This is a genomic window from Myxococcus sp. SDU36 (genome assembly GCF_030168875.1).
Taxonomy (GTDB): domain Bacteria; phylum Myxococcota; class Myxococcia; order Myxococcales; family Myxococcaceae; genus Myxococcus; species Myxococcus vastator.
Map to the genome: position 1 here is coordinate 7,005,246 of NZ_CP077414.1, position 14,569 is coordinate 7,019,814.

The window sequence follows — 14,569 nt, forward strand, 5'->3', positions numbered from 1 at the left end:
ATGGACTCCTTCATGAACGGCGCCGCGGTGCAGCGGCTTGAGAGGTACTTCCAGCAAATTGGCGACGTGCTGGGCGAGGAGAGCCGGCGCGGCTCGTTCGCCCTCTACGCCATGGGTCTGCTGGAGGAGGGGGAGCGCAAGAGTGTGGAGCCCATCGCCGCCCGTGCGTGTCCGGACCCCGAGCGGGTGGATGCCATGCACCAGCGACTGCTGCACTTCGCCGTGGACTCGAAGTGGAGCGACCGGGACGTGCGGCGCCAGCTGCGAGGTACGCGCTGGAGGCGATGACGCGGCGGGAGTCGGTGGAAGCCTGGATTGTGGACGACACGGGCTTCCTCAAGCAGGGAAAGCACTCGGTGGGCGTCCAGCGGCAGTACACCGGCTCGGCGGGGAAGGTTACCAACTGCCAGATTGGCGTCAGCCTCACGTCTCACGTTGCCCGCCCGGCCTCCCCGTCCACCCCTCGGGTCCCTGCCGCAGTAGTGCTAACCCGGAAGCGGATGCACTCTCACGCGGCCTCCTCACGAAATCGCAGACGCCCGAGAACGCATCAGGCCTGCCACTGCGCGCCGACTTGTTCGACGCGCAGTGGGAGGTCAATCCAAATCCATGGTCAACTTGGTGGTCAGCCGCGTTGGCATTTTTTTGTGATTGTTTACCCCAGGCTTGTGCCTCCTTAAGTGTGAATTACTGAGCTGTGATAGCTTGAGGAGGGCGTTGGGTGTGCTGCGGGGACTATTGTAAATTTCGCATTAGCGTGCATTGCACGGGGCCTGGTATTCCAAATCGAGGCGGGTGATTGTGTTTATCGCTGACACATACCTTGTGAGCGCAGTCCCCGCGGCCGCTAGCCGCAGAGCCCACGCCGTGTCGTGACTCTGGAATGTCGTTAAAGCCAGTGCCATTGGACGTCGTGCACAGTTGCGTCCCCGGAGATTCTGCTTTGTTGTAGGAAAGCATCCATCGAATGTGGCGTTCACCGCCAGGTTGAGCGCGTATGAGCGCCTGGGCGTGGTATCGCATGATGCAATCATGCGCACCGCTAAAGACGCTTTGAGTGCCGTCCTCTGCGCACTTGGCTGAAATGTTGAGGAGTTGGTCCGGCGCTGGAAATGCCAGGTTGGACTGGAGTGGGAAGATCGTTCCGGGCTCATATCCGATCTCGACTCTGCCCGAATTGAGTCCAAGGGGGGACGCAGGCGTTTCAATGGTGACGCTTACGTCATCCACAACTGTTGTTTGCCAGTAGGCCTTGAATATTCCGCCCTCCCCGTGATGCGGAACGTTGACCGAGTGGGCAAGCTCATGTGCCACTGTTGATGTCAGGACGTCGGCCGGTGTTCTTTCGCCAATTCCGACGTACTGGATGTGTTGTGGAGTGCTCGGACCGCCCACGGTTTCAGAAAACGAAAGGCCGAGAATTGGCTTCATGACAACCAAGTGCTGATTGACTATATGAGGAACCCCTGCATGGTGGGCGTTTATAATGCGAGTGCTGGAAAGGTATTCTGAGCCATAGAGTTGACGGACTTTCAATCCTGTCAGGGACTGGAAGAGCTGGATACCTGAAGTTGCTGTGGAGCCAAAGTCGTTGTGAAGAAAATAGTCTACCTCTGATGGGCGTGTACGCGTATGCTGCCCTTCGAGAATGAAGCCACGATACTCTTCATAAAGCGTGAGGCCGTCCCCTTGGTGTCCATCGCCTTTCCCATTGGGGAGTTGATCACTATCGTCGCTGTCGGATAGTGTCGATGCATTCTCGTCTTGCTTCCATTTTTCGGCGACGAGAGAGTTGGCTGCGCGTTTGGGGAGGAGTAACGCGCCCTCTGCTGAAGAAGTAAAGACATCGGGGGACAAGGGCGAGGTTGTGACTCTAGAAACAACAAAGCGGTCGTCTGCTGTTTGTCCAATCGCCCAGATGGTCCCATAGCTGCCGAAATCATATGAGGAGACCTCCGCCCTGGCTTGAGTGTATTCGCCGATCGGCGTTTGGACTTTTTCTTCGCTTATGAAGGTTAGACCGTGGGTCGCATTTTTCCCCGGCTCAAACTGTAGGTCCTTGGGGGATTCTCCAAAAAGGGGGATCGGGATCGGTGGTGAATTCATCGCCGTCCCTGGAATTTGAGAAGAGGTGAGCATGAAGGTGATCTGCTTCACGCTCGGGGTCACGGTGCCTTGAGCTACTACCTGTGCTTGTACTTGAATAGTTGAACCTGGTTCCGGAGGTTCACTGCCAGTTAGCGATGAGCCAAAATCGCTGGAGCCGCGAGGCAGCCAGTCATCATAGTTGTCGGCGGTTAGGTGTAGCTCCACGTCTGTTGCTTCGGGCCTCAGGTCCCATTCGATTTCCCACTCTACTGGCGTGGAGCCAAAAGGAATAGGATTGGCGGGAACACTGGGGATCAATGTACTTCCATCTGTGAAAAACTTGCGCTGTCCTTTGAGGCGCAGTTCCTCAGTGACTGCTGGAAGTGGAAACGTGAAGAGGCTTGCGGCTGTCGCGTTTGGGTAACCGTACCAAAATATGTCGCCATCTGCGGATGTTCCAGACTGTGTAATAGTCCCCTTGCACGTCCTCGATGTGAATGCGCCGAATGGGTGAAACGAGTATGTGCTGTCTGAAGGAAACGTCATGCTGGCGTTGAAGGCCGGAACGGTGTCAGCGCATCTCGCTGTTGTGGTGGATACGGGGATGCCCTGGAATGTTATTTCTTCATTTTTTTCGAAATTGGCGAAGCCCGGTCCAATCTGTGCATAGCCAATGCCAGAAAAGCCGATTAAGGTTAGTCGAACAGGGGCCGTATAAGTCAGATTCGCTGACCAAGTGAGAGTGGTCGTGAGTTCGCTAGATACCCCGCTGGACGCGCTGCGTGCGCGGTAATACCCAACCCAACTACTGATCCCGAGTACGCGCGCTTTAGGTGTCGTGAGTTGCTGCTCTGTGGTGTTGTGGTGTTGTGGTTGCTGGATTTGCTCTGGTTCGGAGCACGCGGAGAGGAGAAGGCATCCCAGTAGTGAGAGGATGCCTATTTTGTTCGGAACGCGCGTGGTCATAATGGCGTGTGTGGTCTTGGGGAGTGGTGAGCTTGCGTGCATATTCAGAGGGTGGCGTGGTGGTTTGTGGAGGTCTGTTGGGGTAGGGGCTGGTTCTCTTTTGGAATCTTATTTTGGAGTGAGTGGCACTGCTGAGAATAACGTCTGTTGCTGTTGGCATTGATGCGATTTGGAAATGTGGTTGAAGTGATATTAGAGGTGGTAATCCGTTGTGTTATGGGATTTTTATTGCATGCAGATCGGGCCTGACTCTCATTTTGAGCACTCAGTTCAGAGGAATTGAGCGCGAGGTTAGGTCGATAGATGTGCAAGGGTCGCTCGGGAATTAGTTGGCCAAATCAGCGGCACCGCCGCCTCCGCCTCTCCACGCCCCGCCTTCGCCAGCCGACTCGACCACCGGTACAGCGGGCTGGGCGTGAACTCCTTCCCACGGCAGTACTCCTCCGCACTCAGCCCACTGGTGCGCCACTCCTCCACTCGCTTCTTCCACAGCTCCGCATTCGCCATGCGCACCACCTTGCGTGCTTCGGCTCATCCCATCCAGACGGGGCTCGTGCAGCGGGTATTGCGCCGGGATAAACCGGCATGGAGTAGCGAATGAAAGAGTCGTACATCGAAGGGCTCGCACCCCATGATGGCCCCGAGTCATGCGTCGGCACTCGTGAGGGTGTAGGCGAAGCGTTGACAGGGGGAAGCGCAGGCAGGGCTATTGAGCCGCGAAATCAACTACACCAGGGCGCCGACGCTGTTATCCGAAGCGGAAGGCAACATGGACCGGGACAGGAGAGCGAGTCCCGGAACGGTCCTGCGCGGTCGGAGAACCTTCGCATGCGTGGACACTCCATGCGCGAGAACCGGGAGGTCCTCTCCCCGCCCACTGCGGAAGGCGCTGTGGGCCGCATCGGGAAGGCCGATGGCCGTTGTAGAGCGACAGCAAAATTGACCCCCTCGTGCCACTAAAACTGACCCCCTCTCCGGGCCTGCAAACCAGGGAGGTAGGCAGCAATGGAAGGGACAGCAGTAGTAGCCCTCCGCTCGACAGCGGAGGAGTCGATGGTCGAGCAGGAAGTGGTGCGGCAGGTGCGCGTGCTGGCGGAGGCGGGCTGGGGCGCCAAGCGCATCGCGCGAGAGGTGGGCGTGGCGCGCAACACGGTGCGGCGCTACCTGCGTGCGGGGAGTGCGGCCGACACGCAGGTCCGACCGAAGGCCCGGCGGCTCACCGAGAGCGAGCAGCAGCGCGCGGTGGAACTCTGGGATTCGGCTGCTGAAGGTAACGCCGTTGTCGTCAAGGCGCTGCTGGCGCAGGAGGGAGTGGAGGCCAGCGTGCGCACCGTGCAACGCGCGGTGGAGAAGAGGCGGCGCCAGGTGCACGCAGCTCAGACGGCGACGGTGCGGTTCGAGACGAAGCCAGGGCAGCAGATGCAGGTGGACTTCGGCGAGAAGAAGGTGCGGCTGGGCGGGCAGGTGGTGAAGGTCTTCCTGCTGGTGGCGGTGCTCTCTTTCTCCAGGCGCTTGTTCGTGCGAGCCTTCCTCAACCAGCGTGGGGACGACTGGCGCGAGGGCGTGGCCGCGGCCTTCGTGCACTTCGGGGCGTGCCGCTGGAGGTGCTCTCGGACAACGCCCGGCCCCTGGTGGAAGAGAACAACCGGCAGGCGGGCACCGTGCGCTTCCACCCGGCCTGGGTGCAGTTCTGCCGGGACTGGGACGTGACGCCCAAGGCGTGCGGGCCCTACCGCGCTCGTACCAAGGGCAAGACGGAGTCGGGCGTCAAGTACGTCAAGCGCAACGCGCTGGCGGGCCGGGACTTCGAGGCCTTCGGTGCGATGGAGGCCCACCTGGCGCAGTGGATGGGCGAGGCGGATGAGCGCGTGCACGGCACCACGCACGAGCCGCCCCTGGAGCGCTTCGAGCGCGAGGAGAAGGCCGCCCTGCGCCCGCTGCCCCTGCGAGTGCTGCCGCGCCGTCACCAGCGGCTCAAGCGCAAGGTGGCCAACGACGCGCTCGTGGACGTGGACACAGTGCGCTACAGCGTGCCGCACCGGCTGGTGCGTGAGAATGTCGAGGTGCAGGTGGGGGACGACGAGGTGCGCATCTTCCACGCCGGTGCGCTGGTGGCCACGCACGCTCGCCATCGGCAGCCGCACGCGCGCGTCGTCGACCCGGCGCATTGGGAGGGGCTGTGGCGTCCGCGTGACGAGGAACGCTCCGAGAAGGACTCGTCGCTGACAGGCCTCGGGCGCTCGCTGGAGGACTACGCCGCCGTCGTGGAGCAGGACTCGAAGCGAGGTGCCGCATGAGCCACGACCTGGTCCACGCGCGCGTACGGGAGCACCTGGGCCGGCTGCGCCTGGGCCACCTGGCCGAGCGGCTCGACGCGCTGCTGTCGGAGGCGGCCCGCACCGAGCCCACCTACCTGGACTTCCTCGACGCGCTGCTGCGCGAGGAGATAGGCGCCAAGCAGAAGAAGCGCGTGAGCATGGGAATCACCATCGCCCACTTCCCCGCGGTGAAGACGCTGGAGGACTTCGACTTCAAGGCACAGCCCTCGGTGGACAGCAAGCTGGTGGCGCGACGCTACGAGAAGGGCAGCCTGCTGATTACCACCAACCAGTTGGTGGGCCAGTGGGGCGGCGTCTTCGGCGACGACGTGCTGGCCGCCGCCATCCTCGACCGACTGCTGCACCACAGCCACACGGTGCTCATCCAGGGCGACAGCTACCGGCTACGCCAGAAGCGCAAGGCGGGGCTGCTGGGCCGCAGCGCGCCGCCTGGCAACGACGGCTGAGTCGAGCACGAGCGCAGTGCCTCGGACGTGGCCTGCGCGCGCCCTCGCTTGAGAAGCAGCGAGGGCGCGCTCCGGCGGACGCACGCAGGGAAACGACGTAGCATCACGGCGCAGTCCAACTGGGCCCGGGGAGGGGGTCAGTTTTAGTGACGTAAGGGGGTCAAAAGTTCCTGTCGCCTGACAGCCGTACTCCGGTGATGCACGGGGGGAGGAAGTCGGATGGGCCCGTAGTACCAACGAAGCTGCTGAACAAGGTCGCAGGTGCGGCTGCAGAGGCGGTGGAGGGAAGGGGCCCAGCCCAGGGGAACCAGGACCAGCAAAACGCGCCCCGGACGCAGTGCCGGACACGCGCGCCCAGTTCGCTGGGCCGGGTACGTCGAGCAGCAATAAGGGACAAGGAGGCGAAGTTCACGGCGCTCCTGCACCACGTGACGGTGGAGCGGCTCCGGGAAGCATTCATGGCCCTGTGCCGGAATGCGGCACCCGGGGTGGACGGCGTCACGTGGGAGGCCTACCGAAAAGGGCTGGAGGGCAACCTGCAGAGCCTCCACGGACGGCTGCACACAGGGGCGTATCGAGCGAGGCCGTCTCGAAGGGTATACATCCCCAAGGCGGACGCGCGGCAGCGACCGCTCGGCATCGCCGCGCTGGAGGACAAACTCGTCCAGCGCGCCGTCGTCGAGGTGATGAACGCCATCTACGAGGGGACTTTCTCGGCTTCTCGTACGGCTTCCGCCCAGGGCGCAGCCAGCACCAGCGGAACCTGTCAACGCAAGTGAGACAGTGAGTTCAAGAAATTACTGAGCAGCCTCCAGTGAGGTGGAGCGCCGCGCGGGGTCGCTTATCCAGACGATGGTGGGCGGAACCTTCGGCGTGGGTGCACCGCGAGGGAAGCGCTCGGGGTGAGCGGCGTAGGCCGCGGCGAGTACCGCGCTCCGGGCCGCGAGGCGCTCGGCAGCCAAGCCGTGGTGCACGTCATAGGGTGTCAGCAGGCCGAGGCCGCCGTGGTGGTGCTCGTTGTTGTACCAGCCGAAGAAGTCACCGCAGTGGCCGCGAGCGTCCTGAATGCAGCCGAAGCACTCGGGAAAGTCGGGCTGGTACTTCATCGTCTTGAAGTGGGCCTCGCTGAAGGGGTTGTCGTTGGAGACGTAGGGCCGCGAGTGCGTCTTCGTTACGCCCAGGTCGGCCATCAGCAAAGCCACCGGCTTGGAAGTCATGGAGGAGCCCCGGTCGGCGCGAATCGTCAGCTGGCCGGGCACCACGCCCTGGCGCTCGCAGGTTGTCGCCAGCAGCTTCTTGGCCAGGGTGGCTGACTCGCGGTGGGCCACCATCCACCCGACGACGTAGCGGCTGAAGACGTCCATGACGACGTAGAGGTAGAAGTACGTCCACTTCGACGGGCCGTGCAGCTTCGTTATGTCCCAGCTCCAGGGTTCATTGGGCTTCGTCGCGTGCAGTTGGGGCACCGGGTGGTTGGGGTGGCGCAACTGGCCCGCGGCGCTCGCGCACCTGCTGATTCTCAGCGAGCACCCGGTACATGGTGCGCTCCGAGCACAGGTAGCGGCCCTCATCGAGGAGCTGCGCGTAGACTTCCGCGGGCGCGGCATCCACGAATCTCGGCTCGTGCAGCACCGAGAGCACCTCGGCCCGTTGCTCGGGCGGGAGGGCCCTGGGTGGGCTGGGCCTGTGCACCGGCCCGTGTCGGGGCTGAGCCTGCCGGTAGAAGGTGGCGCGCGGCAGGCCCAGTGCCTGGCACACCGGCGCCACGCCCATTGCGTCGACGGCCTCCAGTGCCACGGCCATCAGGGCTCCTCGTCGGGCTTGGGCAGCTCCACGCCCAAGATTTCCGAAACTTTTTTTGAAGGTCCAGCAGCGCCTCGGCGCGCTTGAGGCGCACCTGGGCCCGGGCCAACTCCTTCTCCAGTTCGGCGACGCGCCGGGCGCTCGCGTCGGGCACTTGGGCCTGCGGGCCGCGCTTCTTCGGACTGCGAGCCGACAACTCCCCCGCATCGCGCTGGCGTCGCCAAGCACTCAAGAGCGAGGAGTACAGCCCTTCTCGGCGCAGCAGCGCCCCCACTTCACCGGGCTTCGTGCTGCGGTCTGCCTCCGCCAGCACCCTCAGCTTGTACTCCGCCGTGAAGCCTCGCCGCCTGGCCTTCTCCACCACCTCGGTCTCCATGACACGAGCCTCTTCCACCACTGCGGTCATCGTTCCTGCCTGGGTCGCCCTGCACACTAAACTTCCGGGTACGGACTGTCTCACTCACGTTGGCAGAGAGGGCAGTCGCTGGACGCACTCGCGGTGGGGCTGTTGCGCAAGAAGGTGAACTGGGTGCTGGACGCGGACATTCGTGGCTTCTTCGATGCCATCAATCACGAGTGGCTGATGAAGTTCGTTCAGCATCGCATCGCGGACGAGCGGGTCCTGCGTCTCATCCAGAATTGGCTGAGCGCGGGGGTGATGGAGAAGGGGGTGTGGGCGGCAACGGAGGAGGCGACGCCACAAGGGGCAACAGCCTCGCCGCTGCTGGCGAACATCTACCTCCATTACGTCTTCGACCTCTGGATTCAGCAGTGGAGGAGGAGGCACGCACGGGGCGATGTCATCGTCACGCGGTATGCCGACGACTTCATCGTTGGATTCCAACACCGCACGGATGCCGAGCAGTTCCTGGAGAGCCTCCGGGAGCGATTCCGGAAGTTCTCGCTGGAACTGCACTCCGAGAAGACGAGCCTCATTGAGTTCGGCAGGATGGCTGCCGAACGGCGCAAGGCACGGGGACTCGAGAAGCCGGAGACCTTCAACTACCTGGGTCTGACGCACCTTTGCGCCCGAACCAAGGCAGGGAAGTTTCTTCTCCAGCGGCAGACGATGCGCAAGCGGATGCGGGCGAAGCTGAGCGAGGTGAAAGCCGAGCTTCAGCGTCGTCGGCACCTGCCCATCCCAGCGCAGGGCTGGCGGGGGGTGGTGCGCGGGTATTTCGCGTACCACGGAGTCCCCACCAACACGAGGGCGATGTCCCAATTCCGCTCCCAGGTCATCTGGCACTGGCACCGCGCGCTCAAGCGTCGCGGGCAGCGAGACCGGCCCTGCTGGGGGCGGATGAGTCGCCTGGTTCGGCGCTGGCTCCCACTCGCGAAGAAGCAGCATCCATGGCCCGAGGAGCGATTCGACGCCAGAACCCGAGGCAAGAGGCGGATGCGGTAGCCCTGCCTGTCCGGATCTGTGCGGGGGGCGGGCCGTGAGGCCCGTCCCTACCGCGACCGATGAGTCGCCTCGTCCGGCGCTGGCTCCTACTCGAGAAGAAGCAGCATCCATAGCCCGAGGCGCCATTCGACGCCAGAGCCCGAGGCAAGAGCCGGATGCGGTAGCCCTGCCTGTCAGGATCTGTGCGACGGGCGGGCCGTGAGCCCGTCCCTACCGCGACCGATGGTGTGGGGCCAGGGAGGGTGATCTCCCTGGTCTACCCGCCTACTCACCGGTGATGTGGCGCGGGTAGCGCCCCGTCAGAGCCGGACGCCGCACTTCCGTGCGCAGCGCTCCATTGCCTGCGCACAGCGAAGCTGGCAGTTGCGGTCATTCCCCTCGCATTCACCGATGCACTTCGCGACGGGTTCCTGGCACTTGGAGATGCATTGGGTCTGCTTGGCATCGTGCTTGGGAAGCTCGATGTCGTTGCCATCCTCGTCCTGGATGGGCGGCGCGGCCTCGACCGAGCCTGCCAGGAGCAGGACCGTCAGCGGGAAGAGCAGCAGTCCGAAGTGCTTCATGGGCAGTCCTCGCAGTGGTGTTGGGCGGAGGAGCTGACAGGTTCCTCCTTGTCTGGTTGTCCAGCATAGCGTGGGGCGCGAGTGCATTGAAGCGCTTGGGGGTCGCGTGTTACGGCCGCTCGACATGAGCGACACGCCCCCGAAGGACAAGGACTTCAAGGACTCGGTCAACCTGCCGCGCACCGACTTCCCCATGAAGGGGAACCTGGCGCAGCTCGAGCCGCGCATGCTCGGCTGGTGGGCGGAGCGGGGGATTTGGGGGAAGATTCTCGAGCAGAACGCGGGCGCGGAGCCCTTCGTCCTGCCCGACGGTCCGCCCTACGCCAACGGCCACCTGCACGCGGGCCACGCGCTCAACAAGGTCCTCAAGGACATCGTGGTGAAGTACCGGAACCTGTCCGGCCGCCGGTGTGACTTCATCCCCGGCTGGGACACGCACGGGCTTCCGATTGAGCAGGCCGTGGAGAAGCGGCTGAAGGACAAGAAAGTCGACAAGCGCACGCTGGCTCGCGACGCCTTCCTGGAGGCGTGCCGCGCCTACGCGCTGGAGTTCGTCGACATCCAGAAGGCCGAGTTCCAGCGCCTGGGCGTGTTCGGCTCGTGGGAGCAGCCGTACAAGACGCTCGACTTCACCTACGAGGCCCAGGAGATTCGCGAGCTGGCCACCTTCGCCAGGCGCGGCATGCTCTACCGCCGCAAGAAGCCCGTGTACTGGTGTCTGTACGACCAGACGGCGCTGGCGGAGGCGGAGGTGGAGTACGAGAACCACACCTCGCCCTCCGTGTACGTGGCCTTCCAGGCCGGCGCGGAGCTGGCTGAGCGCGTGCCTTCGCTGAAGGGCAAGGACGTGGCCTTCGCCATCTGGACGACCACGCCGTGGACGCTGCCGTCCAACCTGGCCGTCGCCGTCAACCCGGAGTTCGAGTACGTCTTCTACCAGCTCGGCCCGCGTGTCATCTGCGTGGCGCGGGAGCTGTTGCCCAAGGTGCTGGCGGAGGTGAAGGCGGACGAGCTGGCGGTGAAGCACGTGGAGCTGCCCGGCGGCGAAGTCTCCGCTGCGGCGTTGGTGGACCCGTCGCGCATCCTGGCGTACGCGCGCGGCGAGGAGCTGGAGCACCTGACGTACCAGCACCCGCTCTACGAGCGCCGGGGCCGCGTCATCCTGGGCGAGCACGTGACGCTGGAGGCCGGTACGGGCCTGGTGCACACCGCGCCGGGGCACGGCCAGGAGGACTACGAGGTCGGCCTGAAGTACGGGCTGGACATCTACAACCCCGTGCGTCCGGATGGCCGCTACGACGACACGGTGGGGCCGGTGCTGGAAGGCCGGCGCGTGTTCGAGGCGAACCCCGTCGTCATCCAGTTGCTGGTGGAGAAGGGCGCGCTGCTCAACGGCGCCACGGACACGGTGGCGCACACGTATCCGCACTGCTGGCGCTGCCGCAACCCCGTCATCCTGAGCGCGACGTACCAGTGGTTCATCCCCATGGACGCGCCATTCCACGGGACGCAGACATTCCGTCAGGTGGTGCTGGAGCAGGTGGACACGGTGCAGTGGGTGCCCTCGTGGGGGCACAGCCGCATCCGCGGCATGCTGGAGACGCGGCCGGACTGGACCATCAGCCGGCAGCGGACGTGGGGCGTGCCCATCTGCATCGCCTACTGCGAGGGCTGCGAGGAGGCCGTGGTGTCGCCCGAGCTGATGGAGCGGGTGGCGGCGGCGGTGGAGAAGGAAGGCGTGGGCGTGTGGTACCGCACGCCGGTGAAGGACTTCCTGGGCGCGGACTTCCAGTGCCCGCGCTGCGGCAAGGGGGAGTTCCGCCGCGAGACGGACATCCTCGACGTGTGGTTCGACTCGGCGTGCATGTTCTCCGCGGTGCTGGAGCAGCGGCAGCGGATTCCGGCGGACCTCTTCCTGGAGGGCAGCGACCAGCACCGCGGCTGGTTCCATTCGTCCATGCTGGTGGCGGTGGGCACGCGTGACGTGTCGCCGTACAAGGCCTGCCTCACGCACGGCTTCGTGGTGGACGGCCAGGGCGAGAAGATGTCCAAGAGCCGCGGCAACGTGGTGGCGCCGGACAAGGTCATCCAGCAGTACGGCGCGGAGGTGCTGCGCCTGTGGGTGGCGGCCAGCGACTACCGCAACGACGTGCGCCTGTCGGACCAGATTCTCAAGGGCCTGTCGGAGGGCTACCGGAAGATTCGCAACACCGTCCGCTACGCGCTGAGCAACCTCTACGACTTCGACCCGGCGAAGCACGCGGTGCCGGAGGCGGAGCTGCTGCCGCTGGACCGCTGGGCGCTGGGGCGGCTGGCGGAGGTGGTGGCGCGGGTGCGCAAGGCGTACGAGGACTACGAGTTCCACCTTGTGTACGCGACGGTGGTGGACTTCGTCGCCGGTGACTTGTCGGCGGTGTACTTCGACATCCTCAAGGACCGGCTCTACACGTGGCGCGCGGACGGGCAGCCCCGGCGCGGCGCGCAGACGGTGCTGTACGAGGTGGCCTCGGTGCTGCTGCGCCTCTTGGCGCCGGTGATGAGCTTCACGGCGGAGGAGGCGTGGCAGACGCTGCCGGGTAAGCCGGCGGAGAGCGTCTTCCTGGGCGGCTTCCCGGTGGTGTCCGCGAAGCTGGAGCCGGCGCTGGCCGAGCGCTACGCGAAGCTCTTCGCGGTGCGCGGCGCGGTGCAGGGCGTGCTGGAGGCGGCGCGGCGGGACAAGCGCATCGGCGCGTCGCTGGAGGCGCGGGTGGTGCTGACGGCGGAGGGCGCGGCGCGCGACTTCCTCCACGCGAACCTGGCCGAGCTGCCGGGCCTCTTCATCACCAGCCAGGTGGAGCTGGCGGACGTGAAGGGGGACGCGGCGCAGACGCTGGAAGTGGCGCAGGCGTTCGGCGAAGGCGTCCGCGTGACGGCCGAGGTGCTCCTAGCGCACGGCGAGAAGTGTCCGCGCTGCTGGACGTACTCGGAAGCGGTGGGGCAGGGCGGTGAGGTCTGCCTCAAGTGCCGCGAGGCGCTGGCGGCGTAGCGGGCCGCCTGCGTGAAGCCCTCCCCGGCGGGTGACTCCGGGGAGGGGCGGGGCTCCTCAGGCGAGGCGCGAGCTCAGTTCGTGCACTCCGCCACCTGGCGGTCGATGGCCGCCTGGGAGTCGCAGTCCAGCACGCTGGCCAGTCCTGTCCGCGGCTCCACCATGATGAGGCTGCGCGCGCGGCCCGAGGTGAAGTCGAAGCGGAGGTTGCCCGGAGCCGCGGCATCCAGCGCGGGCGTGTCATCGAGCGAGTCTCGCATGCAGCCCAGGTCGCCCGGGCGCACGGGTCGGCCGGAGCCGGGCATGTAGCAGAGCCCGTGAATCGCGGCGGCATTCATGGAGACGGGGAGGATGATGTCCGGGCCCAGCTCGCTGCAGCAGTCCGGGTTGGCGCGGCAGGTGACGTTCTCGCAGCCGGCGGAGGGACAGCTCGCGTTGTCCCAGGTGTTGTCGCACTGAAGCTGTTCCCACCGGGCCACGGTGCGCGTGGTTCCATCGCCGCGGGGAACAGCCTCATCCACGACGATGCGCACGGGCTGGTTGGTGGAGATGGCGCGCTGCCGGGCTCGGAGCGTGGAGGCCCACAGCTCGCGCGTGGCCTCGTTCTCCCGCTGGCGGTCGACGGGCGTCTGGATGCCTACCAGTGCCGCGGCGAGCAGGATGGAAGCGATGGCCACGGTGACCATCATCTCCAGCAGGGTGATTCCTCGTGTGTGCTTCATGCTCAAGGTCCCACCGGGACGGGCAGCAGGCCGCCAGCGGCAAAGTTCCGGAGCGACACCCGGAAGGTGAAGGTGCGCCGCTTGAAGCCATCAACGGGGAAACCTTCCCGGTCTCTAATGATGGGCTGGGTGGGGTCGAAGGCCTCCCGGTTCTGCCTCGGCGTGCGGACGACGAGGGTAACCTCCACCTCTCGGATGCGCTGCCCCAACCGGAGACGCAGTTCCTCATCCGAGGCGGGGGCGACCGACTCACTTGGATGCACCTCGATGGGGCAGGTCGTACGCTCGCATTCATCCAGCGCCAGGGGCTGGCCGTTCTCCTCATCGGGGAACCAGCGCATGCCACCGAACGGGGCCGCGATTGCGACCACGCCTAGCCGGACCTTGAGGCGCTCCACATCCCGGCTCAACGCCACCCAGTCCACAGCTCCGGGCCCCAGGTACTCCAATATGGGGGTGCCACTGGCCCAGTTCACCCGGTAGGTCGCGCTCTGGGCCTGCATGATGCGCCAGGTTTCCTGCTCGGAGTTGATGCTCCACGGTCCTGCCCCTGGATCGAAGCAGGGGCCCGAGGTCGTACGCTCATCGCCGATACCTGGCTCGGCGGTGAGCAGGTTGTTGGCCGGGTCCACGTTGGTGACGCGCACATGGCAGGCCAAAAGCTGGTTCGGGTTCACGACGAAGGCCGGGGTCGAGGTCGCCCCTCCGACAGGCTGAAGCCGGTTGGAGGAGTTGGGCACCAGGCAGAAGCCCTGCATTCCGTTCCTCACACCGGGGCCAGCGCAGCCGACCGTCGTCAGGTTCACCAAGGCGCGGGGATTGCCCCAGTGAATCTGGAGCACATCCGACCGCTCGTTCTCAAGAATCCCCGGGGGCGGCAGGGCGAAGCCCAGGTCCGTGGGAAAGGGGCGCGTCGCATCGGCGACCCGGAGGTCTGGCTCGGTCCACACCTGGACGGCGGTCTGGACGCGGGTGTCACTGAAGATGATGGGCGCATTGCCCATGCCCGTGCCGGCGCGCTGCAGGTCGGAGGTGATCAACTCCGCCAGCGTCCTCCCGGCGACCTGGGCCTGCATCGTCTGCTCTTCGAACAGGGCGCGCCGCTGCATCTGCATGGCCGCGACCAGCCCCGCGCCAAGCACGATGAGGCCAATGGCGCTGGCAATCATCACCTCGAGCAGCGTGAAGCCGCGGATACGAGGCGACATGGGA

The 14,569-nt window shown here is 65.1% G+C and carries 8 protein-coding genes and 5 pseudogenes; 7 read left to right on the forward strand and 6 right to left on the reverse strand.

Annotation, left to right across the window (positions count from 1 at the left end; genetic code table 11):
* Window positions 1-12 precede the first annotated feature (12 nt).
* Window positions 13-680, forward strand: a pseudogene (locus KGD87_RS28530) (transposase).
* 55 nt (window positions 681-735) lie between these two features.
* Here KGD87_RS28530 and KGD87_RS28535 read toward each other — a convergent pair.
* Entirely contained in the window at window positions 736-3,054 is a 2,319-nt protein-coding gene (locus KGD87_RS28535; protein WP_284664117.1) for a zinc metalloprotease, read from the reverse strand.
* Window positions 3,055-3,345: 291 nt separating this feature from the next.
* A complete protein-coding gene (tnpA, locus tag KGD87_RS37090) occupies window positions 3,346-3,561 on the reverse strand; it encodes an IS66 family insertion sequence element accessory protein TnpA (RefSeq protein WP_502887963.1) in 216 nt (71 codons plus the stop codon).
* Window positions 3,562-4,107: 546 nt separating this feature from the next.
* Between tnpA and istA the strand changes: the two are divergent.
* From istA to KGD87_RS28550, 4 genes and pseudogenes are all read left to right on the forward strand, one after another.
* A pseudogene (istA, locus tag KGD87_RS28540) lies at window positions 4,108-5,351 on the forward strand (IS21 family transposase).
* A pseudogene (locus tag KGD87_RS37095) lies at window positions 5,348-5,602 on the forward strand (ATP-binding protein); the annotation flags it as partial. The pseudogenes istA and KGD87_RS37095, both read left to right, overlap by 4 nt.
* A gap of 12 nt (window positions 5,603-5,614) precedes the next feature.
* Window positions 5,615-5,839, forward strand: a pseudogene (locus KGD87_RS37100) (ATP-binding protein); the annotation flags it as partial.
* A gap of 458 nt (window positions 5,840-6,297) precedes the next feature.
* Window positions 6,298-6,618, forward strand: coding sequence for a hypothetical protein (locus KGD87_RS28550; RefSeq protein WP_284664119.1), 321 nt, complete (start codon window positions 6,298-6,300; stop codon window positions 6,616-6,618).
* Between the two features lie 18 nt (window positions 6,619-6,636).
* Here KGD87_RS28550 and KGD87_RS28555 read toward each other — a convergent pair.
* A pseudogene (locus KGD87_RS28555) lies at window positions 6,637-8,048 on the reverse strand (IS3 family transposase).
* A gap of 102 nt (window positions 8,049-8,150) precedes the next feature.
* On the opposite strand from KGD87_RS28555, the gene KGD87_RS28560 reads away from it, so the two are divergent.
* Window positions 8,151-9,047 (forward strand): reverse transcriptase domain-containing protein, encoded by an 897-nt coding sequence (locus tag KGD87_RS28560; RefSeq protein ID WP_284664120.1) that lies wholly within the window; start codon window positions 8,151-8,153, stop codon window positions 9,045-9,047.
* Between the two features lie 299 nt (window positions 9,048-9,346).
* On the opposite strand, the gene KGD87_RS28565 is transcribed toward KGD87_RS28560, so the two are convergent.
* On the reverse strand, window positions 9,347-9,610 hold the full coding sequence (locus tag KGD87_RS28565; RefSeq protein ID WP_284664121.1) for a hypothetical protein: 264 nt from the start codon (window positions 9,608-9,610) through the stop codon (window positions 9,347-9,349).
* A gap of 124 nt (window positions 9,611-9,734) precedes the next feature.
* On the opposite strand from KGD87_RS28565, the gene ileS reads away from it, so the two are divergent.
* On the forward strand, window positions 9,735-12,635 hold the full coding sequence (gene ileS, locus KGD87_RS28570; protein WP_284664122.1) for an isoleucine--tRNA ligase: 2,901 nt from the start codon (window positions 9,735-9,737) through the stop codon (window positions 12,633-12,635).
* Window positions 12,636-12,709: 74 nt separating this feature from the next.
* Here the strand turns inward: ileS and KGD87_RS28575 are convergent, their stop codons facing one another.
* The gene (locus tag KGD87_RS28575) at window positions 12,710-13,357 is read right to left on the reverse strand and encodes a pilus assembly FimT family protein (RefSeq protein WP_284664123.1); all 648 of its coding nucleotides are present in this window, start codon (window positions 13,355-13,357) and stop codon (window positions 12,710-12,712) included.
* A gap of 2 nt (window positions 13,358-13,359) precedes the next feature.
* Entirely contained in the window at window positions 13,360-14,565 is a 1,206-nt protein-coding gene (locus tag KGD87_RS28580) for a PilW family protein (protein WP_284664124.1), read from the reverse strand.
* Between the last annotated feature and the right edge of the window lie 4 nt (window positions 14,566-14,569).

What these genes read in the sequence shown, in the direction of transcription:
- KGD87_RS28565 (WP_284664121.1), bottom strand. Translation starts at nt 9,610, where the DNA reads ATGAAGCACTTCGGACTGCTGCTCTTCCCGCTGACGGTCCTGCTCCTG.
- KGD87_RS28580 (WP_284664124.1), bottom strand. Translation starts at nt 14,565, where the DNA reads ATGTCGCCTCGTATCCGCGGCTTCACGCTGCTCGAGGTGATGATTGCC.
- KGD87_RS28550 (WP_284664119.1), top strand. Translation starts at nt 6,298, where the DNA reads ATGGCCCTGTGCCGGAATGCGGCACCCGGGGTGGACGGCGTCACGTGG.
- tnpA (WP_502887963.1), bottom strand. Translation starts at nt 3,561, where the DNA reads ATGGCGAATGCGGAGCTGTGGAAGAAGCGAGTGGAGGAGTGGCGCACC.
- KGD87_RS28575 (WP_284664123.1), bottom strand. Translation starts at nt 13,357, where the DNA reads ATGAAGCACACACGAGGAATCACCCTGCTGGAGATGATGGTCACCGTG.
- ileS (WP_284664122.1), top strand. Translation starts at nt 9,735, where the DNA reads ATGAGCGACACGCCCCCGAAGGACAAGGACTTCAAGGACTCGGTCAAC.
- KGD87_RS28535 (WP_284664117.1), bottom strand. Translation starts at nt 3,054, where the DNA reads ATGACCACGCGCGTTCCGAACAAAATAGGCATCCTCTCACTACTGGGA.